The organism is Paenibacillus sp. FSL W7-1287 (assembly GCF_038004245.1).
GTDB classification, from domain to species: domain Bacteria; phylum Bacillota; class Bacilli; order Paenibacillales; family Paenibacillaceae; genus Pristimantibacillus; species Pristimantibacillus camelliae.
The window spans coordinates 582,134-603,753 of record NZ_JBBORD010000001.1 but is presented as its reverse complement, the minus strand read 5'-3'; the positions used below and the strand labels follow the sequence as shown (position 1 = coordinate 603,753).

25 protein-coding genes and 1 pseudogene are annotated in these 21,620 nt (G+C 43.1%); 12 read left to right on the top strand and 14 right to left on the bottom strand.

What is annotated here, in order from left to right:
• Nucleotides 1–47: 47 nt before the first annotated feature.
• The 3 genes from NSQ99_RS02870 to NSQ99_RS02860 form a co-directional block, all read right to left on the bottom strand.
• A complete protein-coding gene (locus NSQ99_RS02870) occupies nucleotides 48–2,207 on the bottom strand; it encodes a serine hydrolase domain-containing protein (RefSeq protein ID WP_340834909.1) in 2,160 nt (719 codons plus the stop codon).
• Between the two features lie 111 nt (nucleotides 2,208–2,318).
• A complete protein-coding gene (locus NSQ99_RS02865) occupies nucleotides 2,319–3,626 on the bottom strand; it encodes a GHKL domain-containing protein (RefSeq protein WP_340834908.1) in 1,308 nt (435 codons plus the stop codon).
• Between the two features lie 2 nt (nucleotides 3,627–3,628).
• Nucleotides 3,629–4,369 carry a LytR/AlgR family response regulator transcription factor gene (locus tag NSQ99_RS02860; protein ID WP_340834906.1) on the bottom strand — a complete coding sequence of 247 codons (741 nt, stop codon included), beginning with the start codon at nucleotides 4,367–4,369 and terminating at the stop codon, nucleotides 3,629–3,631.
• 268 nt (nucleotides 4,370–4,637) lie between these two features.
• Here NSQ99_RS02860 and NSQ99_RS02855 point away from each other — a divergent pair, with 268 nt between their 5' ends.
• The 6 genes from NSQ99_RS02855 (at nucleotide 4,638) to rbsB (ending at nucleotide 9,952) form a co-directional block, all read left to right on the top strand.
• Nucleotides 4,638–4,982, top strand: a complete 345-nt coding sequence (locus tag NSQ99_RS02855; protein ID WP_340834903.1) for a winged helix-turn-helix transcriptional regulator — start codon at nucleotides 4,638–4,640, stop codon at nucleotides 4,980–4,982.
• Nucleotides 4,983–5,252: 270 nt separating this feature from the next.
• Nucleotides 5,253–6,131: a ribokinase gene (rbsK, locus tag NSQ99_RS02850; RefSeq protein WP_340838717.1), complete on the top strand. Its 879-nt coding sequence runs from the start codon at nucleotides 5,253–5,255 to the stop codon at nucleotides 6,129–6,131.
• Nucleotides 6,132–6,133: 2 nt separating this feature from the next.
• On the top strand, nucleotides 6,134–6,535 hold the full coding sequence (gene rbsD, locus NSQ99_RS02845) for a D-ribose pyranase (protein ID WP_340834899.1): 402 nt from the start codon (nucleotides 6,134–6,136) through the stop codon (nucleotides 6,533–6,535).
• Nucleotides 6,536–6,550: 15 nt separating this feature from the next.
• Nucleotides 6,551–8,032 carry a sugar ABC transporter ATP-binding protein gene (locus NSQ99_RS02840; RefSeq protein WP_340834897.1) on the top strand — a complete coding sequence of 494 codons (1,482 nt, stop codon included), beginning with the start codon at nucleotides 6,551–6,553 and terminating at the stop codon, nucleotides 8,030–8,032.
• Between the two features lie 4 nt (nucleotides 8,033–8,036).
• Nucleotides 8,037–8,999, top strand: a complete 963-nt coding sequence (gene rbsC / locus NSQ99_RS02835; protein WP_340834894.1) for a ribose ABC transporter permease RbsC — start codon at nucleotides 8,037–8,039, stop codon at nucleotides 8,997–8,999.
• Nucleotides 9,000–9,025: 26 nt separating this feature from the next.
• The gene (gene rbsB / locus NSQ99_RS02830) at nucleotides 9,026–9,952 is read left to right on the top strand and encodes a ribose ABC transporter substrate-binding protein RbsB (RefSeq protein WP_251667070.1); all 927 of its coding nucleotides are present in this window, start codon (nucleotides 9,026–9,028) and stop codon (nucleotides 9,950–9,952) included.
• A 172-nt stretch (nucleotides 9,953–10,124) separates the two neighbouring features.
• On the opposite strand, the gene NSQ99_RS02825 is transcribed toward rbsB, so the two are convergent.
• The 3 genes from NSQ99_RS02825 to NSQ99_RS02815 all read right to left on the bottom strand — a co-directional run bounded on the left by NSQ99_RS02825 (nucleotide 10,125) and on the right by NSQ99_RS02815 (nucleotide 11,810).
• Nucleotides 10,125–10,538: a DUF5360 family protein gene (locus NSQ99_RS02825; RefSeq protein ID WP_340838716.1), complete on the bottom strand. Its 414-nt coding sequence runs from the start codon at nucleotides 10,536–10,538 to the stop codon at nucleotides 10,125–10,127.
• Nucleotides 10,539–10,573: 35 nt separating this feature from the next.
• Nucleotides 10,574–11,134, bottom strand: coding sequence for a TetR/AcrR family transcriptional regulator (locus NSQ99_RS02820; protein ID WP_340834890.1), 561 nt, complete (start codon nucleotides 11,132–11,134; stop codon nucleotides 10,574–10,576).
• A 310-nt stretch (nucleotides 11,135–11,444) separates the two neighbouring features.
• Entirely contained in the window at nucleotides 11,445–11,810 is a 366-nt protein-coding gene (locus NSQ99_RS02815) for a MerR family transcriptional regulator (protein ID WP_340834889.1), read from the bottom strand.
• A 114-nt stretch (nucleotides 11,811–11,924) separates the two neighbouring features.
• On the opposite strand from NSQ99_RS02815, the gene NSQ99_RS02810 reads away from it, so the two are divergent.
• The gene (locus NSQ99_RS02810) at nucleotides 11,925–12,575 is read left to right on the top strand and encodes a nitroreductase family protein (protein WP_340834887.1); all 651 of its coding nucleotides are present in this window, start codon (nucleotides 11,925–11,927) and stop codon (nucleotides 12,573–12,575) included.
• Between the two features lie 46 nt (nucleotides 12,576–12,621).
• Here NSQ99_RS02810 and NSQ99_RS02805 read toward each other — a convergent pair whose 3' ends face one another.
• Nucleotides 12,622–13,191: a YdeI/OmpD-associated family protein gene (locus NSQ99_RS02805; RefSeq protein WP_340834885.1), complete on the bottom strand. Its 570-nt coding sequence runs from the start codon at nucleotides 13,189–13,191 to the stop codon at nucleotides 12,622–12,624.
• 72 nt (nucleotides 13,192–13,263) lie between these two features.
• Nucleotides 13,264–13,728 (bottom strand): VOC family protein, encoded by a 465-nt coding sequence (locus NSQ99_RS02800; RefSeq protein ID WP_340834883.1) that lies wholly within the window; start codon nucleotides 13,726–13,728, stop codon nucleotides 13,264–13,266.
• A gap of 101 nt (nucleotides 13,729–13,829) precedes the next feature.
• On the opposite strand from NSQ99_RS02800, the gene NSQ99_RS02795 reads away from it, so the two are divergent.
• A complete protein-coding gene (locus NSQ99_RS02795; protein WP_340834881.1) occupies nucleotides 13,830–14,741 on the top strand; it encodes a helix-turn-helix transcriptional regulator in 912 nt (303 codons plus the stop codon).
• Between the two features lie 43 nt (nucleotides 14,742–14,784).
• Here the strand turns inward: NSQ99_RS02795 and NSQ99_RS02790 are convergent, their stop codons facing one another.
• Nucleotides 14,785–15,714 carry an AraC family transcriptional regulator gene (locus NSQ99_RS02790; protein ID WP_340834879.1) on the bottom strand — a complete coding sequence of 310 codons (930 nt, stop codon included), beginning with the start codon at nucleotides 15,712–15,714 and terminating at the stop codon, nucleotides 14,785–14,787.
• Nucleotides 15,715–15,882: 168 nt separating this feature from the next.
• On the opposite strand from NSQ99_RS02790, the gene NSQ99_RS02785 reads away from it, so the two are divergent.
• Nucleotides 15,883–16,155, top strand: a complete 273-nt coding sequence (locus tag NSQ99_RS02785) for an Atu4866 domain-containing protein (RefSeq protein ID WP_340834877.1) — start codon at nucleotides 15,883–15,885, stop codon at nucleotides 16,153–16,155.
• Entirely contained in the window at nucleotides 16,155–16,892 is a 738-nt protein-coding gene (locus NSQ99_RS02780; RefSeq protein WP_340834875.1) for an SDR family oxidoreductase, read from the top strand. Before NSQ99_RS02785 ends, NSQ99_RS02780 begins: the two co-directional genes overlap by 1 nt.
• 166 nt (nucleotides 16,893–17,058) lie before the next feature.
• Here the strand turns inward: NSQ99_RS02780 and NSQ99_RS02775 are convergent, their stop codons facing one another.
• Entirely contained in the window at nucleotides 17,059–17,415 is a 357-nt protein-coding gene (locus NSQ99_RS02775; protein WP_445670470.1) for a DUF4260 domain-containing protein, read from the bottom strand.
• 160 nt (nucleotides 17,416–17,575) lie between these two features.
• Entirely contained in the window at nucleotides 17,576–18,019 is a 444-nt protein-coding gene (locus NSQ99_RS02770; protein WP_340834873.1) for a MerR family transcriptional regulator, read from the bottom strand.
• A 171-nt stretch (nucleotides 18,020–18,190) separates the two neighbouring features.
• Here NSQ99_RS02770 and NSQ99_RS02765 point away from each other — a divergent pair, with 171 nt between their 5' ends.
• A complete protein-coding gene (locus NSQ99_RS02765; protein ID WP_340834869.1) occupies nucleotides 18,191–19,042 on the top strand; it encodes an aldo/keto reductase in 852 nt (283 codons plus the stop codon).
• Nucleotides 19,043–19,178: 136 nt separating this feature from the next.
• Here the strand turns inward: NSQ99_RS02765 and NSQ99_RS02760 are convergent, their stop codons facing one another.
• Entirely contained in the window at nucleotides 19,179–19,571 is a 393-nt protein-coding gene (locus tag NSQ99_RS02760) for a RidA family protein (protein ID WP_340834867.1), read from the bottom strand.
• A gap of 72 nt (nucleotides 19,572–19,643) precedes the next feature.
• On the opposite strand from NSQ99_RS02760, the pseudogene NSQ99_RS02755 reads away from it, so the two are divergent.
• Nucleotides 19,644–19,912: pseudogene (locus NSQ99_RS02755) on the top strand (winged helix-turn-helix transcriptional regulator).
• On the opposite strand, the gene NSQ99_RS02750 reads toward NSQ99_RS02755, so the two are convergent.
• Nucleotides 19,896–20,669: a hypothetical protein gene (locus NSQ99_RS02750; protein ID WP_340834865.1), complete on the bottom strand. Its 774-nt coding sequence runs from the start codon at nucleotides 20,667–20,669 to the stop codon at nucleotides 19,896–19,898. The pseudogene NSQ99_RS02755 and the gene NSQ99_RS02750 sit on opposite strands and share 17 nt — an antisense overlap.
• A gap of 209 nt (nucleotides 20,670–20,878) precedes the next feature.
• Nucleotides 20,879–21,565, bottom strand: coding sequence for a phosphoribosylaminoimidazolesuccinocarboxamide synthase (locus NSQ99_RS02745; protein ID WP_340834863.1), 687 nt, complete (start codon nucleotides 21,563–21,565; stop codon nucleotides 20,879–20,881).
• Nucleotides 21,566–21,620 lie beyond the last annotated feature (55 nt).

The following is a 21,620-nucleotide window of genomic DNA, read 5'->3' as shown; positions in this document are numbered from 1 at the left end:
ATTACTAAGAAAAGAAGGTCCATCTTTGAGATAGACCTTCTTTCTGTTTACTCCTTGCGCTCTAGTGTAATCTTGAATACATCACCCGCTTCGCCGCCGAAGACGATTAAGCCGTTCTCTGGCAAAACGGCGGTATGGCTACCGCTAATCGTTGAAACATGTAGTGGCATTCCACTCGCATCGTAGATGACGAAACCACTTGATTCTGGGTAATCAACCGTAATCGTGCGGCCGCCAACTCCTTCATCAATGTGGAACCACCGTGCGTGGCCTGATGTCGGAATCGTTGCAATGGACGTTTTTCCTTTGTAGAGCGGCATAATGGCACGCTCACTAATGTAGGTCCAACCGCCCGCTTGCAAGTACTCAACACCCTCCTCTTCGTAGAAGTCCAGATCAAAGGCATCACGTCCATTCATTACAGGAATTTCTACAATGTTCTCCGCATGGTTATCATCTGTAATCAAGGCTGCGTTCGCATAGCTGCCTGCCTCGTCAAGCTGAATCGTTTTAGATAAAACTTGAAGCGATAAATAGAACAATGAATTAATCTTCTCATTTACGGTATAGTACGTTTTTCCATTACGCTCTTTCCACGCCAGCTTCGTACTATCGTCCAGCTTGTTGTCCTCTAACCTCTGCAGCTCGTAGTAATCAATAGACGCATGACCGATACCTGGAAACTCTATTATGCTCCGAACACGAACGTAGGTGTGTCCGTTGCTCTGCTCGTCAAAGCTGATCATCGTGCGTCCATCCTCTCCCGTAAAGGCTTGATCGCCGGTATACACGTAGCTCTGCTCCGGTATAAAGCCACCGAGCATATCCGGAAGCTTCATTTCACTGTCCTCGATTGCAATGTTGAGCGTGGCATCTACTCTTCCATATAAGCCAGCGTAGGCTTTCAGATGATCAGGCATCTGTTGCTTAACGGGAGTATCGAAGGCTGTGAGCGGTTGTATACTTGAAATCTCACCCACTTCCTTTAGATAAGTCAACAACATATTGGATGCTGCGGCCGTGTTAAACATCGATGATCCACCCGCTGTCAGGAGTGCAATAGAAACGTTTTTCTCGGGCAAAGCAATGTAAGCCGAATGATATAAAGTCGTATCACCGCCTTTGGTCACTGCCTGTATGCCGTATGCATCAAAAGGAGCCAGATCAACTGAATCCCAACCGAGCCCATAGCCAAAGACGTTCGAGCTGCCTTCCACCCAAACCCCATTACGGTATTCTGGCTTCTGCATAGCGAGCGCTGATGCTTTTGACAGGAGATCAGGTCGTTGACCCGTCAATACCTCCGAGAATAGAGTCACTTCTTCGGCTGTCGAGTAAATGCCTCCAGTTCCGAGAACGTTCGCATTTTCAACTGGCAATACTCCTTCGATGCCTGGTAGACGGATTGGGTAGATTTGACTGCGGTCAAACCTATCTAATGGTGTTTTCGTCGAGGTTAGCCCGAGTGGTCTACTAACATATGTTGCTAGAAACTCACTGTAGCTCATTCCACTAACCCGCTCCACCAAAATCTCCAGCAACTGAAATCCGTCGTTGGCATAGACGGAATATTCACCCGGCTCCGACTTCAATCGTTGGCCACGCAAATTTTCGAGCAAGGTATCTCGGTTCTCCGTACTGTTGTCTGCAAACAGCATGCTATTTCTATAATGGCTTCCATAAAGTCCTGCCGAGTGGTTCATAAGCATGCGTGGTGTAATTTGCTTGTACCTTTCATCGGCCATTGTGAAATCTGGAATGTATTCTGTTAGCTTTGCATCTATATCCACCTTGCCAGCGTCCACCAGCATCATCGTTGCAGCAGTCACGTACATTTTACTGACTGACCCAATAGCAAACATGACGCTACTTGCAATGGGTACCTTGCTACCCGTTTCATCAAGTCCAAGTCCTCCCGACAGCACAACTTCCCCATCCTTGCGAATCGCGTATTGTACGCCGCTTGCGCCATAACCATCGATAAGTGTCTCCGCGATGAGTCGTGCTTCTGTCGCAGTCCACTCTAGTGTCGTCGTGCCTTTTTCATTCAATGACGATGCGGGCTGATTGTCCTTTGCTCTCGAGTCCCCTGTTGCGTGGACTCTTGCCATCTCGCCCTGTTCGGCTCTAGCCGCACCCTCGGACATCGGTGCCACAAGCAGCAATGCTGCCACCAACGCAACACCAGTTCGTTTCCAACTTTTCATCGTTCTCTCCCTCTTTCTATAGGTCATTCTGGAATGACTTTATCATAAGGGAAATGGAGCATAGATAATGTCAAATTGACCCGAAACGAAAAAAACAATCCCCGAAATGCATTACGTACGGGAATTGTTAGTGTCGGGAAATGGCAGGACGACCATGTTTTCGAACAGATTCGCTTTAGTTTCAATTGTCATATGCCCGCCATATTTTTCGCAGATTCGCTTAATATTGGTTAGCCCGAAGCCATGAAATTCCGGGTTCGCTTTTTTGCTTTGCAAATCGTTTACCTCTCGCTCCACGTGATTACGAATCCGAATAAAAAGCGCAGACTCGCTGGAACGGATGTTCACAACCATTTGCCGGTCATCTGCTAGTTTTATCTTTTTTGATGCCTCAATGGCATTATCCAGCAAATTGCCTAGCACGACGCATAAGTCATAACGCTCGATAGGAAGCTCACGATCGAAAAGACGAAGCTCAGTACTCATCTTAATACCGTTAGCCTGCCCAATGTTTAAAGCGTTGGTCAATAAGGCGTCGATGGCGAGATTACCCGTATTGATACGGTCATATGCATCTTCAACCTTGTTTAGCGTGACGCGGATATGCTCGCTCGCTTCAGCTGTTTTCCCTTGCTTCATGCATTCATCGATAAATAATAGCTGCTGGTTCGTATCATGAATGATGCTTTTAATCTTCTTAAAGCTGTGCACCGTCTTTTCATAATTGGCTTCTTGATAGTCCATCTGATGCTGGAGCTGTGCATTTTGATGCATAAGCTGAAACCTAGCCATAATCGTATCAAGAATATATACGACCAAAATGTTCAATACAATAAGGCCAATAACAGCTAGATAGTAATGCAGATTCTTTTCGCTGTACATCGTTAGCACATTCACCTGATAGGTACTAATCAGCGGTACGCTAAGGAACAGAATATGATAGCGTAAACTCAATGGATAGTTTCTACGTTTAGCCAACATTCGAATAACCTGTACCACTGCAAACATTAGGATATAGCTTAGCAATAATCTTGTGCCAAACAACAGTTGATCGCCTTCATTGGCGGTGTATGTATACTTAGGTATATCAGTTAGTGATGGATCAAGTACATATACGCTAATGGAGTGGACGAGCGTTAGCAGCACAATATAGAGCACGGAAAACACGACTCTCATTCGCAGCTCTGATTCAAATCCGAGTGACAGACAAAAAATCGCCGCCATCATTAGCAAATTAAAGCCAAGCAAAGGTAGCGGCACATTCAGAAACAGTACATTAGCAATAAGGAATGCCAAGATATACAGCCACTTCGTCGGTTTGCTTTTCTCTTTACCGAAGACGGAGTTAAAATAAAAGTTAACCTGCACGGTCATGACTAACGGAATAGCTACATTTAATAGCACAATAAATGGATCCATGTTCATTCCGCCCTCATCACCATAAATTTTGTACAGACGTCCTTGACTTCCTTGATCTTAGATCGACCAATTGGCAGCTCTAAACCGTTAGTCAAGACCACGTTGCTTCCCGAAAATTTATGTACGTGAAGCAAATTAATTAAAATTGAACGGTGTATCTGAAGAAATTTACTATTCTTTAATGCCGCCGCATAGTGTGAGATCAATCCTCGTCCATGATAGACAGCATGTACCGTCGTGAATTTCAGCTGGCTTTTTACCGTTAAGCTTTTGGCCGCTTCAATAGCAATAATATCGTCGGTCTGCAGTACAATGTCCTCGTAGGCTGATTTAATAATCAATATGTTCTGGTCTCGCTCTTCAAAGTACTGGAACAGCTTCAGCATCTTGCTCTCGAATACTTCCGGTTCCATGGGTTTCATCAAGTATTGGAATGTAATCACATCAAAGCTATCCATCATGTACTCGGCATAGCTCGTCAAAAATACGATCTGTTCGTGGTGCCGCTTCATTTTACGAAGAGTGCGCGCCGTGTCAATGCCGTTTATGCCTTTCATTTCAATGTCTAGGATGAGAATATGAAAAGGAGCTTCCTCCCTCTCGTAATGTGCAATCAATTGCTCGCCGGAAGCAAACTCTGCAACCTCGAACTCGTTTCCACTTTTGACTGATAGTGTGACCAGCATACTTCTGATCTTGTCTCTCTCCTTCTCATCGTCATCGCATATCGCAATTCTGTACATAATCTCCTCCTTCCCCAAACAAAAAAGCTGCCCATCCGAGAGCGTGGGCAACTTCTAATGGACGGTTATTCAACAGTAAAACTTTAATAGGCACATCTTCACCTATTATTGGGGTATTGTCAATATATTTACAGTCATCTATGTTCATTGTTTTTTGAGTTACTTTTTTGTTCTCCTTACCTTAAAGAATTGCTATGATAGACTATAGGTAGATCATGGAACAGTACGCTTGTTAAAGCTAGATACGATTAGAAAGGATAGTGTTACGATGAGTATGGTTGAGTATAAAGGCAAGGTGAAAAATATTCAGGATACACCTTTTGGCTATACGTTATCGGTCATCGGGGGAAAGTGGAAGATGGTCATTATATATCTTTTAGCCGAAAATCAGCCCGTTCGCTTTAATGAACTAAAAAGGCAAATCGGAGCGATTACATATAAGATGCTGAGCTCTCAGCTCAAAGAGCTGGAAAAAGACGAGATGGTTAGACGGGTTGAATACCCTAATATCCCACCAAAGGTTGAGTATTATCTCACAGAAAAGGCTGAATCCTTATTACCTGTATTGGAAGGGCTGTGCGAATGGGGAGTAAAGAACCAAAAGCAGTCTTGATCCGAAACTATACAGAAAAATGGTTCTAATCGCTACCTAGCATGCTGATTAGAACCATGAGTAATGACGATTAATAAATATTCCTTAGCAACTCCATAACTGCCTCTACACACACTATCCTATGCCTCTATAGATGAAACCGTTGAAATTTTACACACGTAAAGCTTCAACGGTTTTTTTGTTGTAGCAAAAGTCTGAATCTGTATATTCATCATCATATTTACAAATGATACTCACAAGATTGTCGGAATTGATGAAAGGTTGATGGAATTGGTAAAGGTATGTGTGATCGGTAGCTGTGCAATGGACTTAGTCGTAACCTCGACGAAACGACCACAGGCTGGAGAAACGGTGCTTGGAGATAAATTTTCAATCGTACCTGGCGGCAAAGGTGCCAATCAAGCCATCGCTGCTGCAAGACTAGGTGCACAAGTAACGATGATCGGTTGCGTCGGAACTGACTTCTATGGCGATACGATTTTAGAGAACTTTAAACAAAATGCTGTAGATATCTCTTATATTGAACGATCCTCTGAAGTTGATAGTGGAACGGCCCATATTATATTAGCCGAAGGTGATAACAGTATTATCGTTGTGAAGGGCGCTAATGACAACGTAACGACTGCACTAATTGATAAATCATTGGAGCCAATAAAAACTGCACATATCGTCTTAATACAACAGGAAATCCCAGAAGAAACGGTCGATTATGTTAGTGATATTTGCGCTAAGTACAAGGTCCCACTATTACTGAATCCTGCACCCGCTCGCAGCATATCCCAAAAAATCATTGAGCAGGCTCAGTATCTTACACCTAATGAGCATGAGTGTGCTATTTTATTTCCTCGAATTAATACAAGCCAAGCATTACAGCTATATCCAAACAAGCTCTTTATAACCGAAGGTAGTAAGGGCGTTCGTTACTTTAATGGAGAGCAAGAAGTGCTTGTACCTACCTATAAAGTTAACGCGGTGGACACAACAGGTGCTGGCGACACATTTAATGCAGCCTTAGCCGTATCCTTAGCTGAAGGTAATCCTATCGACTCTGCGTTGAAGTTTGCTAATCGTGCTGCGTCACTATCTGTAACGAAATTCGGTGCTCAAGGTGGCATGCCTTCACGAGCGGAAGTAGAGGAGAAGCTTTAAAAATGAAGAAGCATGGCATATTGAATAGTCACATTTCCAAGATATTAGCAGACTTAGGACATACGGATAGGATCGTGATTGCAGATATTGGCTTACCTATTCCTGAGCATGTAGAAAAGATTGATTTGGCCCTTCGTTTTGGCCTGCCAAGCTATGAAGAAGTTGTGAAAGTAATACTCGAAGATATGGTCATTGAAAAGGTTATTCTCGCCAAAGAGCTTGCTGATCAAAATCGTCCGGTTTCTCAATTTATGCTTAAGCAATGTAATGACATTGAAGTTGTTGAGGTTAGCCACGAGGAGTTTAAACAATTAACGCATGATGTAAAGGTGATCATTCGAACAGGTGAAGCAACACCGTATGCAAATTGCATCCTACAAGCCGGTGTGAATTTTGGACAATAAGGAGGCTCACACACAATGTACATTAAAATGAATGATATTTATAAGTCATTCGGTGCGAATCGTGTTCTAACTGGCGTTGATTTTGAACTGAAAGATGGGGAAGTTCATGCGTTAATGGGGGAAAACGGAGCCGGTAAGTCTACCTTGATGAATATTTTGATTGGGTTACATAAGCGCGATCAAGGAACCATCATCATCGATGGAAAAGAAACGTACTTTGACAATCCACGAGAAGCGGAAAAGTTTGGAATCGCCTTTATTCATCAGGAATTAAATATATGGCGTGATATGTCTGTACTCGATAACCTGTTTATTGGTAAAGAGCTATCTACGGGAATAGGCTTACTTGATATGAAGGAAATGAGCAAAAAAGCATCCGAGCAGTTTAAGAAGCTTTCAGTCACGATTCCGTTACACCAAGAAGCTGGCTTATGCTCTGTAGGCGAAAAGCAAATGATTGAGATTGCTAAAGCACTTATGACCAATGCCAAGGTAATCGTCATGGACGAGCCTACAGCCGCATTAACAGAGCGTGAAATTCAAAAGCTCTTCGAGGTGATCGCATCCCTTAAAAAGGATGGGGTGTCTATCGTTTATATTTCACATCGCATGGAGGAAATTTTTACGATTTGTGATCGGATTACCGTTATGCGAGATGGAAAAACCGTAGATACAAAGCCGATTTCCGAAACAAACTTTGATGATGTGGTCCGAAAAATGGTCGGGCGTGAATTAACAGATCGATTCCCTTCTCATGAAGCAAAACCAGGCGACATCGTGCTAGAGGTTAAGCAGGCTTCAAAAAAAGGGCAGTTTACTGATGTTAATTTCAAGGTGCGTGCCGGTGAGATTGTTGGCTTCTCTGGCTTAATGGGCTCAGGACGAACGGAAATCATGAGAACCTTGTTTGGGTTAGATTCCTTAGATCAGGGCGAGATATGGGTTAAGGGAAAGAAAACCGTTATTCACAACCCCAATGATGCGATGAAGGCTGGGATTGGCTTCGTTACGGAGGATCGAAAGGATGAAGGCTTAGTGCTCGATTTCTCCGTGAAGGACAATATGGTCCTAACCAACCTCTATAGCTTTGCTCCGAAAGGGCTCATTAATAATAAGAAGGAGCAAGAATTTGTTGAGCTGCTTATTAAACGTCTGCATATAAAAACCCAATCCTCATCTACGATTGTGCGAAATTTATCAGGAGGAAATCAGCAAAAGGTCGTTATAGCCAAATGGATCGGTATCGGACTTAGCGTGCTCATCTTAGATGAACCAACGCGTGGTGTTGACGTTGGTGCAAAGAGAGAGATTTACCAGCTAATGAATGAATTAGCTGAACGAGGAGTCGCGATTATTATGGTTTCCTCTGAATTACCTGAGGTGCTTGGGATGAGTGACCGAATCTATGTTGTTCATGAGGGCAAAATTAGTGGCGAACTCTCGAAAGAAGAGGCAACACAGGAACAGATTATGACGCTAGCTACAGGAGGACAGTAATGAGATGACAACAAAGGATGAAGGTTTACTTAAAGGGTTTGGAATCGGTAACATCACGCAAAAGCTTGGTCCGCTACTGGGGTTAATTATATTAATCGTTATCGTAACCATCTTAAATCCGAGCTTTATTGAGCCACTCAATATCCTAAACCTACTTAGACAAGTATCGATAAACGCATTAATTGCATTTGGGATGACCTTCGTCATATTAACAGGTGGGATTGATCTATCTGTCGGCTCTATTCTTGCCCTATCTAGTGCTGTGATGGCTAATTTTATGGTCTCAGGTTGGGATCCGATTATCGCCATCATATTGGGTTGCTTATTAGGCGGGATTCTAGGTGCAATTAACGGATTATTAATTACGAAAGGACGAATGGCTCCCTTTATCGCAACGTTAGCGACAATGACCATCTTTAGAGGATTAACACTCGTATACACCAACGGGAATCCTATAACAGGGCTCGGAAATCAAGCAGCATTTCAATTTCTAGGACGTGGTTATCTCTTTGGCATTCCGGTACCTGCTATTACGATGCTCATCGTGTTTGCTATATTGTGGATCATTCTTCATAAGACACCATTTGGCCGTAAAACGTACGCTATTGGTGGAAATGAAAAAGCGTCCATTATTTCTGGTATTAAAGTAGACCGAATTAAGATCATGATCTATGCATTAATCGGATTACTATCAGCTTTGGCCGGTGCAATCTTAACATCAAGGCTTAACTCCGCACAGCCGACAGCTGGTACCTCATATGAGCTAGATGCGATTGCAGCAGTCGTATTAGGGGGGACAAGCCTAACGGGAGGACGTGGTCGAATTGTTGGTACACTCATTGGTGCTTTAATTATAGCCATATTAAATAACGGTCTAAATTTACTTGGCGTATCATCTTTTTATCAGATGGTCGTTAAGGGGATTGTTATTGCCATTGCCGTTTTACTAGATCGTAAAAAAGCCTAGACCAATACAAAAAGGAGTAACTTATCATGAGAAAAATAACAACGATTGTATTACTAGTAACATTAATGCTGCTATCAGCTTGTACAACGGATGCACCGGAATGGTCCAAGTCAGATGGTGGAGGGAACGCAACAGGGGAGCAAAATATTAAGCTGGGATTATCAATCTCTACGCTTAATAATCCATTCTTTGTCGCTGTTAAGGATGGGGTTATGGCTGAAGCTAAAAATCAAGGTGTTGAAGTCATCGTCATCGACGCTCAAAACGACTCTGCTAAGCAAAGTAATGATGTTGAGGATTTAATGCAGCAAGGCGTAACAGCTTTACTTATTAATCCCGTTGATTCCGCTGCTATATCCACTGCGGTCCAATCAGCAAATGGGTTAAACATACCTGTCGTTACACTCGATCGCTCTGCAGACAACGGTGAAGTCGCTACGCTTGTCGCTTCAGATAATGTTGCCGGTGGTTCGATGGCCGCTGAATATATTGTAGAAAAAGTTGGAGAAGGTGCGAAGGTAATTGAGCTGGAAGGCTCACCTGGTGCTTCAGCAACTCGGGAAAGAGGAAAAGGGTTCCACGAAATTGCAGACACTCAGCTAGATGTTATTGCTAAACAAACCGCAAACTTCGATCGATCCAACGGATTGACGGTAATGGAAAACTTATTGCAGGGTAATCCTGGTGTTCAAGCCGTTTTTGCACATAATGATGAGATGGCACTCGGCGCTATTGAAGCGATTCAAAGCTCTGGAAAGAACATTCCCATTATAGGCTTTGATGGAAACGATGACGCATTGAAGTCAATTGAAGAAGGTAAGCTAACAGGAACGATTGCTCAACAGCCAGCTTTAATTGGCCAGCTAGCTGTGCAAGCAGCTAAGGATGTTATCGATGGTAAAGAGGTAGAAAAGCTTATTGCTGCGCCTCTTAAATTAGTAACAAAAGAATAAGACTGGCCAGACTTAAGCCGTTGAGATTTTACACGCGTAAAATTTCAACGGCTTTCCTACATAAAGGAGGTTTGACCATCATGCATCCTTCATCTTGCATCTTTCTTCTTTCTTCTTTCTTCTTTCTTCTTTCTTCTTTCTTCTTTCTTCTTCAAAAGTAACAGTAATCAATTTATGAAAGTGATGTGTTTTGCAGCTCTCTCAACAGTCGAGGGATAAAACATAACGGATAAATCAAAAGAAATAAGTTCGGAGTCCACCACATAGGATCGAAATCCAAGCGGATGGACCAGAAGGAAATAGCCATCAAGCCTGAACTGAATGTTAAAACCAGAGAAATAATAGACCACACAACCCAAGAGGATTGCCCCTTTTTTAACAAGTAAAAGCTATAAAACCCTGTCATTGATATGAAGATATCTATTGCAAAAAAAGACCAGTTCCAGGAAACCAGCAGGGGGTTCGAATAGTCCTGATATAAATATTCAGGTGGAATTAATTTCAATGCGGTTATGCCCCAATACAGTATGAACCCAACATCGGTAATTAAGAACAATGCCATTAATGCTTTTTTCCACGTATCCATCATAAGCCTCCAATTTTCACTTTCCTCAATAGCGGTCACTCAGACTCTGCACTCAGACCTTTCAAAAACACTTCGCCCATTGCCCGTACACCTTCAACGAGCGAGTTGTCTGTATGTGTCAAAAAGTCTGGGTCAAACAAAGAAAATGATGCACCTTTCATCATTTGAACAACTGTAGCAATATGTACATTGCGAAATTCACCAGTATCGATGCCTGCGGCTATAATTGCTGCAATCGCTCCCCACTCCTCATGTAGTAATTGCTCGATCTTTTTCCATTCATCGGGGAAAAACCGTTTCAGGTCTGCCATTAGACGTCGGTCATTGAAATGTATCCCCTTCGGAAGGAGGGTCAATGCTAGTTCAAGCTTTTGTGCATTAGTTAAGCTTTTATTTTGATAGATCGCTTGTTGTGACTCCTTGATTTCAGTGACAACCTCATCAACCATTACACTAATCAGCTGCTCCTTCGATTCAAAATATTCATAGAATGTCCGTTTACTCGTTCCAAGCTCTGCAGCTAAATCAGCCATTGTGAATTTAAGTCCTTGTCGGTTGATTAACTCTTGAGCAGTTCGCAATATGCGCTCACGCATAACTTCACCTCATTTCTTCTCAATAAAATTATACTAGTGGTACCAATGTGGTTTTTCTGGTACCAACAGCGAGTGACGAAGACCCCATGTATACCCATTGATATGAGTTAACAAAGGTTACTGGAGTTTCTCCTGTATGAATTTACATTTTTACCCTCCTATCGTGTAGTATATCACTCGCTATAGCTATTTTACAATCAACCTTATCATTGCAAATGTTGTAATTTCAAAAAAATATTTTGACTTTGATAGCAGTACAGGAGATAGAGAATATCTTCATCACATCCTCAATCTCCTGTACATAATACGATTAACATTTCCCAAATCCCTCTTCACAAGTAATATCCAACCGGAGAAGGTCATACAGGTTTTGTTTGGATTCATCTAACTTTTTTTGAGCGGCTTCAATTTCCGCGATTTTTGATTGGATCAGGCTCACATGTTCATTCTTCGTCATCCCGTCTTTAGCAATCATGGATCGGATATCCTGTATCGAGAAACCAACTGCTAAACAATGTTTTACAACACTTAGATGATGAATGATGTCTGACGCATACACCCGATAATTATTTTGATCCCTCAATACATATTCATCGGTAATAATGCCTATTTGCTCATAATACCGGATCGTTGAAATCGGAAGATCAGTACTTTTTGCTACTTCACTTATCCTCACCTCATGCCCCCCTTTTTAGTGCTTGCTATAAAGTACACTTTATAGTTTACCATCTTTAACGTAATGGTGAGCAACATCATTTCCGAATTTAATCTTAAAAGGAGAGAAATAGGCATGAGCAATCTTACAAGCAATAAACAGAAAACAAACGACTTTAACAACATTGTACTGGAACGTCGTTCCGTTAAGGTTTACGACCCCGAAGTTAAGATCAGTCGAGAGGAAATGACAGAAATTTTAGCTAAAGCTACCCGCGCACCTTCTGCCATTAACATGCAGCCTTGGCGTTTCCTTGTGATTGACAGTCCCGAAGGCAAAGAAAAGCTTGCACAACTGGCATCCTTCAATCAGACACAAGTCTTGACTTCTTCTGCTGTTATTGCAGTTTTTTACGACGCCAACAACATTGAATATATGGACGAAATTTTTAGTAAGGCAGTAGATCTCGGCTACATGCCTCAGGAAGTTAAGGAACTTCAGCTGCAGCAAGCAAGACCTTATTATGCAAGCCTGACTCCAGCCGCCTTGCGCGATATAAACATGCTGGATTCCGGTCTTGTGTCTATGCAACTGATGCTTGTAGCTCGTGCCCACGGCTATGACACGAATCCAATGGCGGGATATGACAAGGATCGAATTGCAGAGGTCTTTCAACTGGACAAGGAAAGATTCCAGCCGGTCATGCTGCTTTCGATTGGTAAAGCAAGCAAACAAGGTTATCCCTCCTACCGATTACCAGTAGATACGATTACTACTTGGGCATGATCAACTCATTAGCAACGCGAAGCCCTTATGGCTTCGCAGCTTTTGCTTAATCGTTCAGTAGACGTCCATGATCATTCCATTGACCATACATTTTGTTTTCTCTCGTATATGTTAGGAACTTATTTAGTCTGCTTTCGAACAGCTCTGGTTGATTCTTTACGCTTTGTATGTTGTCGATCCTAACTCTCTTATAGAGATCTGGCAATGCGATGAAATGATCATATACTTGCTTTTCCTCCATGATCCGTTGCTCTATAGCTTTATCTATTTTGAAGGAACTAGGGTCCATATCTGGGAGAACCATTCTCCCTTCGCTTCTCATAAGCCCCAACTTTTCTAGACGACGGACACGCTCTTTATTTAATTCAGTCCATGAGCTTTTCTTACTTCTTGGAGATAGTCTTTGAGCCAGCTCTGTATTAGTAATTTTCTTTTTGATGCCATCAATCCATCCAAAGCACAGAGCTTCTTCGACTGCGTCCAAATATAACACCCTATCAGGGCTAGGCGCCATACTAACCAAAACCCAGCAAGATCTTTCAGTGTGACAATTGTTCTGTAGCCAAGTCCTTAGCTCGTCTCTCGTTTTTACTGGAATGACCTTCACATCTTCCATAAATGAAATAGCTCATCCTTTCTAGAAAAAATGGAAAAAGGGCCTTAATTCAAGGCCACTTTTTCTAATGTATTATGATTTGCTCGAAATGACTTTATCAAGAAACTGATCTGCATCACTGTTAAACTTCCAGGAAACCCCGAACTTATCAACCAGCATCCCAAAGCACGAAGACCAAGGGACATTCGATAACGGCATGATTACATGGCCCCCTACAGACAAGCGATTAAAGTACATCTCCAGTTTCTGTTTATCCTCATTCATTACACTAATCCATACATTATTTCCTTTCATCAACTCACCAGTTACACTCTTCATAGAAGAAAGCACATCCGACATCATGATTTTCCCGCCATCGAATTCGATTGAAGACTCCATGATCATAGCTAGCTCATTTTCTGGCAATGGATAATTAGGATCCTGTGGGATATCTCCAAATTTCACTTTTTTAATTGCATTTGCTTGCAAAGCCTCTCCGTAAAATTCAATCGCTTGTTCTGCGACACCATCAAAATTTAAATAGATTATAGCGGACATGATTAAAACCTCCTTCTTGTTATACATGTAGTATAATTTAGAAAAGGTGACACCTATATGGCACCATTTATTATACTCATAAAAAAGAGGTAGAAATTGATATGAACAAGGTCGAGAGACTCATTTCAATTATTATGATATTGCTAAAAAAAGAGCTTGTTTCTACTAGCGAATTCACACAACTATTCAATGTGTCTAAACGAACGATCCTTCGCGATATGGAAACGTTGAGTTTATCGAACATTCCCATTTACTCTGTTAGCGGGGTGAATGGCGGCTACGGCATAATGAAGGAATATAAGGTTGATAAGCGTCTATTAAGCAACTCCGATTTAGAGAATATATTAACGGCACTCGGCGGATTGGAACAAATTCTTCTTACCGAAGAGGTCGAGCAAACGATAAAAAAAATAGAGGCAATGGTCAGCCCATTGTCTCTACAACGTTCCATACAACTGTCATTTTATGATTGGCAGGGTCGGTCCGAGGTACTTGAAACCTTAAAAATATGTCAAGAATCGATCGTTAAGAAAAGGATCGTTTCGTTCAATTATACCGATAAAAACGGGGCTCCAACGAATAGAATGGTCGAGCCGTATGAGCTTCATTTTAGCGAATCAAGCTGGTACTTAAAAGGCTTCTGTTTACATCGACAGGGATATCGAACCTTCAAATTATCTCGAATTGAACGAATCGCCATGGGTGAAAGAACGTTTCAGCCTAGAGACGATTGGTCAGAACAAGGACATGAAGCAAGTTATCTCCCGCAGCTCGTCGCGGTTACTGCATGGATATCGCCTAGCATCAAGGATCAAATCATCGAAAGATATGGTCGAAAGAGCATTGAGGAGCATAGCTCTGAATTAATAAAAGCGACCATCGATGTCCCTCAAAATGATACGGGCTTTCAATTTTTAGCAGGCTTCGGCACTCAGCTAAAAATTGTAGAGCCTAAAGCCTATGTTGAGGATTTTCGGCGCTATTTGGTACAAATGATGGAGAACTATTCTTGATAAAGGTATTGCTACGCTAATTGATAATCCGCCTGCCCTTGATCTAAGAGGATATCTTTCCAGCTTGCAGCGCCTCATGCAAACGTCTAATATCCTTGACTGGCGGACGGCCAAACATCCGTGAGTATTCGCGACTAAAATGTGACGGACTTTCATAGCCGACCTGGAACGCAGCGTCAGCCACCTCCATTGCTGTCGAATAGAGCATACGGCGAGCTTCCTGCAGCCTAAGCTGCTTCTGATACTGAATCGGGCTCATTGCCGTTACTTCCTTGAAGTAAGAGTACAAGGACGAGGCGCTCATACTGGCCTCCTCGGCTAGTTCATGAATACGCAAGGGCATCGCGTAGTCACGGTTAATCCGCTGAATCACCTTTGCAATTCGTTGGGCATGGCTGCCTATCAAAGCAAATTGTCTGAGCGCAGCCCCCTGCTCGTTTTGCAGAACCCGATAAACAATCTCCCGAATTAAGTATGGGGCTAGCACAGGAATATCTTCTGGAGTATCGAGCAATCGAACAAGCCGTAGTATGGCATCTTGAAGCGTATCGTTCAATCGATCAATATACAATCCACGCCCAAATTCACCCTTAGTCCTCTCGACTGTATTAGTGGCATAGATCAACTCATTCATCTCAACTATTTGATTCATATCGAGCTGCAATTGAAGACTTAAGTACGGCATTTCCGGCGTAGCCTCTACAATCTGTCCCGTAATAGGCAAATGTACGGAGGCTGTCAAATAGCAGCTTGGGTCATACCGATAGCTCTCTTTCCCTAGCATGACAACCTTAGCGCCTTGGGCTATAACGCACAATGAGGGTTCATATACCGAATAGACCGGCTCCGATGCCTCAGAAGAACGAATGAAACGCAAGCCGGGAATTAACGTCTCGTGTGTGCCGTCTTGTTTCGTGAACCGCTCAATCACTTCTGCCAGCTCTCTCTCTCGTTTCACAGACCTTTCATACATTCCTTGCGCCTCCCTATTCATTTAATGAATAAATAAATTTTATTGTCTTTTGGAGGATTAGGCAAGTATTGTGTACTTTCCGGCTACCTCCCTGCCTTCGAACCGGTTCATAATGGAGTTGCAGTTATAAAAGCCATACACCATTCGAACATTGAGGGAGAGAATAACATGAACACTGAATATGCAAATTCACATCCTTATGTCGGCATGTGGGTTACCGCGGACGGCTATATCCGGCATGAGCTGCTGCCAAAGGGGCGGTACGATGAAGCTAGGGGCAACCGCAAGAGTGCTTACCAAGGCAAATATACTATTGAAGGCAATCATATCGAATATGTGGATGATACAGGCTTTACGGCTGACGGGGATTTTATTGATGGGGTGCTGTACCATGCAGGTATGGTGCTTTACTTAGAAAGTAAAGAAGGGGGCGAGCAATAATGTCTACACTTAAAGGTAAAGTTGTTGTCATTACAGGAGCAAGCAGTGGGATCGGAGAAGCGACAGCAAGGCTGCTCGCAGAAAAGGGGGCTCTTGTCGTCATCGGTGCTAGACGCTTAGATCGACTAGAGAAACTGGCATCCGCTATACAAGCAACGGGAGGTTCCGTTGTTTATCAACAGCTCGACGTAACGGAGCTTGAGCAAATGAAGACGATTGTCACTTTAGCACAGAGTCATTTTGGTCGAGTCGATGTCATCATAAATAATGCTGGTGTCATGCCGCTCTCACCGCTAGAAGCATTAAAAATCAATGAATGGAACCGCATGATCGACGTCAATATCCGCGGCGTTCTCCACGGTATTGCTGCAGGACTACCGATTATGAAAGAGCAAGGGTTCGGTCAATTTGTCAATGTCGCTTCAATCGGTGCCTATGAGGTGTCACCGACCGCATCGATTTATTGCGCTACCAAATTCGCCGTCCGAGCGATTACCGAAGGATTACGGCAAGAGGTCGGAAGCCACATTCGTGCAACTCTTGTGTCGCCGGGCGTTACGGAGTCCGAGCTTGCCGATAGCATCACGGATGATGGAGCAAGGCAACTCATGAAGGAATATCGCCGCGTTGCGCTTCCAGCCTCCGCCATCGCTCGTTCTATAGCATATGCCATCGAGCAACCTGATGGAGTTGATGTGAACGAGCTCGTTATTAGACCATCCTCGCAGCTTGCTTAAACCGGCAGCACAATCAGCTCAATCATAAGATAAGGTAAAAGGCTTAAGCATTTATACTTTTATCGTCATTCGATCATGCTTCTCCAGTCATGGTGCAGATTCTGGTAGAAATTTGATAGCGTTATTTGAAGAGTCTTGTCTGATGTGCCTTGAAACTTTGTATTCTTTAAAGCCTCTGTATATGCGTATTGGTAAATGAAGAATCTTGATATTTCAAACCAGCACCTATCGCTCTATCCATACAAATATGAGCTATCCAGATGATGGACACTAAAAGTAGATACTCGTTTTTGAAATATAAGTACCCCAATGCTAAAAGCAGAGGAAAAATAAACGTGTGTCCGAGATTATAAACAATAGCACCTACTTTTTTACCCATCGCATAGCCGAGCATGGTGAGATCAGGAACGAACAAAAGAACAAAAAATAACCAAATCGGAAAGTCCAAACTCATATAAATAAATATTAAAAATGCAAAGGCTATGGCATATTCAACATGAACAATTTTTTTATTTGTCATCATGATTCTCTCCTTATTTGAAAAACCTTAATTTTTTTACACTCCTCCTCCTTTTCAGTGAAATTATATCATTGGAGTAAAGTCCAGGGTCAACCGCTTTATTTTAATGATTTTTAGCACAAAAAAGAGAGATTAATAACGATTCTCTCTTCACCATTTCATGCTATGTTTGCGAAGCCTTATAAAACACGTCACCATGCATATGCTGAATTCTATCCCAATTGACGGGATTAGTTGTGTCTGGAGAGCGGTGCTCCAGAATGGCTTGGTATAGAGCTGTCTTCTCTTCCAAATGTTCAACGTGCCGTTTGGCTTCCTCGAGCTTAGCGAGCGCAGCTTCCTTATGCTCCATCATAAGTGTGTAGCGTTGCGCAATGGTAGAATCCCCCTTGAGACATAAATCGTTGTACATTTTAATGACATCAATCGGCATCCCAGATTGCTTGAGACATTTAATACCATGCAACCAGTTGATCGATTCTTGGTCGAACAATCGAATATTATGTTCATTACGCTGTACGCTGGGCACCAGGCCTTTATCCGTATAAAACCGCACGGCATGCTCAGTGAGCCCTGTGATCTGAGCGGCTTCTTTGACCGTATGCATGTGGCATCCTCCTCGGGAAAAAAAAGTATTGTAGCCTCTTGCCTTCGTGTAACACGAAGGTACTAAGCTTATTGTAATGCAACTAAGCCGTAATCGGAATTGCCTCTTTAGTTCCCAATTTCCGAGATAGCATAGTTGCAACTATCCATATGATCAATAGGAGGAATTTCAATGCAAACTGTAACATTGAACAATGGCGTGAAGATGCCAATACTAGGCTTCGGTGTCTACCAAATTCCCGATGCAAAAGAGTGCGAGAACGCGGTATATGAAGCACTGTCGGTCGGTTACCGACTTATCGATACCGCTGCTGGTTATCTGAACGAAGAAGCGGTCGGACGTGCAATCAAGCGTAGCGGTATACCCCGTGAAGAGCTGTTTATTACGACCAAGATTTGGGTTCAGGATGCTGGCTACGAGAGTACCAAGCTTGCCTTTGCCAAGTCCCTGAAGAAGCTGCAGCTCGACTATCTCGATCTGTACCTCATCCACCAGCCATTCGGCGATTACTACGGCACCTGGCGCGCGATGGAAGAGCTGTACCGTGAAGGAAAAATCAAGGCCATCGGAGTCAGCAACTTTATGCCAGATCGTTTAATGGACCTCATCATGCATAATGAAATCACACCTGTCGTTAACCAAATTGAAACGCACCCGTTCTACCAGCAGACAGAGAGCACTGTTTTTTTGAAAGAGCAAGGCGTGCAACACCAATCCTGGGCGCCGTTCGCTGAAGGACAAGGCAATATGTTTAGCAACGAATTGTTGACCACCATCGCAGAAAAACACAATAAATCTGTCGCTCAAATCGTGCTGCGCTGGCTTGTTCAGCGAGAAATTGTTGTCATTCCAAAATCGGTACGCAAAGAGCGAATCATCGAGAATTTCGATATTTTTGACTTTCACCTAAGTGTGGAAGATATGGAGAGAATTTCGAGCCTCGATACGGGGGAGAGTCTCTTCTTATCGTACCGAGATCCGGAGGTTGCCAAGATGATGAGCAACTGGAGAGTCGAGCTATAAACGTATCCCAAGTGAACAACGTGTCATGCATCGACCGCTTCCCTATATTGAACAGGGAAGCGGTCGATGAGTTTCATTATTGACTCCATGCCCTGAGTGGCCACTCAGCCTAGGAGCTGCTGCATGGATGCATTTGTTAAGCTTTATGAGCGACAGCGCTTATTTCAACTAATTGCTCAGGAAACGCTAGCGCTGACACACCGATGAGACTGCCTGCGGGCCGGTGCTGACCCATATATTCTCTAAATAACGTGATGCAAGGCTCGAAATGCTCCTTCACGTCCGTCAGGTAAATCTCTACATAAGCGAGGTTTGACTTCGTGACCCCGAATCCAGCAAGTACACGATCTAGATTTTCAAGTGTCTGTCTGGTCTGCGCCTCGATATCCCCCGCACCGACAAAATTACTCTGCATATCGTGGGAAAATTGACCTGAAACATAAATCGTGTCATTAATCGAATATCCTTGCGATATGCCACTCCCTTCCTCCCATGCAACACCGTGGTCATACGTTTTTGCTACGCTCATTTTATGTTCTCCTTTCGTTTAACGTATGGTTAGTATAAATGGGTGGCAAATAAAAAAGTAGTACGCACTTTAATGATAGGTACTACCATAAAGGATAGTGACAGCAAAGCATATGGTATGGCTGAATACAAGGGTAAAGTGAAGCGGCTTCAAGACACTCCCTTCGGTAATACACTGCCCGTCATTGCCAGAAAGCGGAAAATAATTATTTATTTAACTCCTAGCTTAAGGAGCTGGAACGGGATGGGATGACCGAACGAAAACAATATCCTCAAATCCCCCCAAAAGTTGAGTACCGACTTACTGATAAAGCAAAAACCCTGCTCATAAAGTTATATTAGCCAATCGCCGTATTTCATCACTTAGCCTTTGGTTGACCGGATACACTTCTTCTATGAAATCTAAAATGCGAAGCGCTGACTCGGGAACATGATCGTATCCCTGTATCATCTCTCCTATGATTTCTGCAAAACGAGGGAATCTCTTCTCTACCCGCCTTTCATTACCGAACGGGTCGGGAAAATAATCCACTTCTTGTTCCAGCAGATGGAGCACTGATAGAATTCTGTCTACCGCGTACCCTTGAACAAACCTCGTCGCGGATAGGCGCTCTCCCCTTGCATAGCGACCGAGCCCCACATATAGATTGGTCAAAGCTTCGTTCAATGAAAAGTCCAAGGAATCCTTTCTTAGACTGGGGATCGGGTTGGACGGTTTGGCTATTCCCGTATTGCCATACGTCGGATCCTTCCATATGACCCGGCTTTCCGTATAGGAGGCGTTCTCTAGCTCCCATTCCTCGAATACAGCATACTCGCAGAAAATACCGTCCTCAAACAGCACTTTGTACCCCACATCGGAATTTTTAAACGAGAAGGCAAGCGGATGTATATCTGCGAGCCAATCCAAACGGTCGATATATCTTTTCTTCTCACCCGGTTTCACAATGATAAAGAAATCCAAATCCGAATATTCATCCAACCGTTCTGTCTCGACCCCCACGGAACCGACGCCTAATAGCAATAGAGCGCCACCCTTGCGTTCGAGTGACTTGCCAATCTCACCTAGCCGCTGTAACAGCAATTCAGTCTTCAACAATTCGAAACCTCCCCTAGTTTTGAAATAAAAAAGGGTCCAACCCACACTTCTCAGCGAGGTTGAACCCAAAGGTTACATTGCCTTTATTATCCTGTTTTGAAATTAACACGTAATCTTGTTGCTGTCAATCTTAAGAATTTGCCCTATTTGTGATAAGGTTCACCATATCTCTCTTAGGGCGAATGTTCATGGATCAATACAACATGGGCTTATTCAGATGACAGCATAATCTTCTCTAGTTCAAGAGGTTCAATATACACTCCATCCTTGTAAGCCCTCATATTACCGCCAGATATCTCATCGATAAGAGCAACCTGCCCGTCCTTAACGCGACCAAATTCTAGCTTAATATCATAAAGCTCAATACCTTTCTTAAAGAGCTCATCCTTCACGATCTGGCAAATTTGCTTCGTCAGGTTCTCAAGTGTAGCATACTCCTCTGCTGACAATATACCAAGCATCTCCAGAGCAGACATACTAATGGGTGGGTCCTGACGCTGATCGTCCTTCAACGTTACTTCCACAAAAGCATCCAATGCTTGTCCTTCCTGTGCATACAAGCCATAACGACGAAGGAAGCTGCCCACCGCGCGATAACGACATATTACCTCAAGTCCTTTTCCGAATACCGTAGCAGGCAACACAGTCATAGTTGCTTCCTTAATATCAGCATCTATGTAGTGAGTCGGAATATTGGCTGCTTTCAATTTCTCGAAGAAGAACTTTGTTAAGCTTAATCCTGCACGCCCAGCACCTTCCATCACTAGGCCTACTGTGTTTGCACCAGGATCGAATACACCATTCTCTCCGGTCACATTATCCTTAAAATTCAGTAAGTAATTCCCATTGTCTAACTCATAGACATCCTTTGTCTTACCTGTATAAATAAGATTCACAATATAGGACCCCTTTTACAAATATATTAGATTCACCGAATACCCCATATTATAC

Bases quoted from the DNA above. Each gene is read 5' to 3' on its own strand.
- NSQ99_RS02870 (WP_340834909.1), bottom strand. From the start codon at position 2,207: ATGAAAAGTTGGAAACGAACTGGTGTTGCGTTGGTGGCAGCATTGCTG.
- NSQ99_RS02865 (WP_340834908.1), bottom strand. From the start codon at position 3,626: ATGGATCCATTTATTGTGCTATTAAATGTAGCTATTCCGTTAGTCATG.
- NSQ99_RS02860 (WP_340834906.1), bottom strand. From the start codon at position 4,369: ATGTACAGAATTGCGATATGCGATGACGATGAGAAGGAGAGAGACAAG.
- NSQ99_RS02855 (WP_340834903.1), top strand. From the start codon at position 4,638: ATGAGTATGGTTGAGTATAAAGGCAAGGTGAAAAATATTCAGGATACA.
- rbsD (WP_340834899.1), top strand. From the start codon at position 6,134: ATGAAGAAGCATGGCATATTGAATAGTCACATTTCCAAGATATTAGCA.
- NSQ99_RS02840 (WP_340834897.1), top strand. From the start codon at position 6,551: ATGTACATTAAAATGAATGATATTTATAAGTCATTCGGTGCGAATCGT.
- rbsC (WP_340834894.1), top strand. From the start codon at position 8,037: ATGACAACAAAGGATGAAGGTTTACTTAAAGGGTTTGGAATCGGTAAC.
- rbsB (WP_251667070.1), top strand. From the start codon at position 9,026: ATGAGAAAAATAACAACGATTGTATTACTAGTAACATTAATGCTGCTA.
- NSQ99_RS02825 (WP_340838716.1), bottom strand. From the start codon at position 10,538: ATGGATACGTGGAAAAAAGCATTAATGGCATTGTTCTTAATTACCGAT.
- NSQ99_RS02820 (WP_340834890.1), bottom strand. From the start codon at position 11,134: ATGCGTGAGCGCATATTGCGAACTGCTCAAGAGTTAATCAACCGACAA.
- NSQ99_RS02810 (WP_340834887.1), top strand. From the start codon at position 11,925: ATGAGCAATCTTACAAGCAATAAACAGAAAACAAACGACTTTAACAAC.
- NSQ99_RS02805 (WP_340834885.1), bottom strand. From the start codon at position 13,191: ATGGAAGATGTGAAGGTCATTCCAGTAAAAACGAGAGACGAGCTAAGG.
- NSQ99_RS02800 (WP_340834883.1), bottom strand. From the start codon at position 13,728: ATGTCCGCTATAATCTATTTAAATTTTGATGGTGTCGCAGAACAAGCG.
- NSQ99_RS02795 (WP_340834881.1), top strand. From the start codon at position 13,830: ATGAACAAGGTCGAGAGACTCATTTCAATTATTATGATATTGCTAAAA.
- NSQ99_RS02790 (WP_340834879.1), bottom strand. From the start codon at position 15,714: ATGTATGAAAGGTCTGTGAAACGAGAGAGAGAGCTGGCAGAAGTGATT.
- NSQ99_RS02785 (WP_340834877.1), top strand. From the start codon at position 15,883: ATGAACACTGAATATGCAAATTCACATCCTTATGTCGGCATGTGGGTT.
- NSQ99_RS02780 (WP_340834875.1), top strand. From the start codon at position 16,155: ATGTCTACACTTAAAGGTAAAGTTGTTGTCATTACAGGAGCAAGCAGT.
- NSQ99_RS02775 (WP_445670470.1), bottom strand. From the start codon at position 17,415: ATGATGACAAATAAAAAAATTGTTCATGTTGAATATGCCATAGCCTTT.
- NSQ99_RS02770 (WP_340834873.1), bottom strand. From the start codon at position 18,019: ATGCATACGGTCAAAGAAGCCGCTCAGATCACAGGGCTCACTGAGCAT.
- NSQ99_RS02765 (WP_340834869.1), top strand. From the start codon at position 18,191: ATGCAAACTGTAACATTGAACAATGGCGTGAAGATGCCAATACTAGGC.
- NSQ99_RS02760 (WP_340834867.1), bottom strand. From the start codon at position 19,571: ATGAGCGTAGCAAAAACGTATGACCACGGTGTTGCATGGGAGGAAGGG.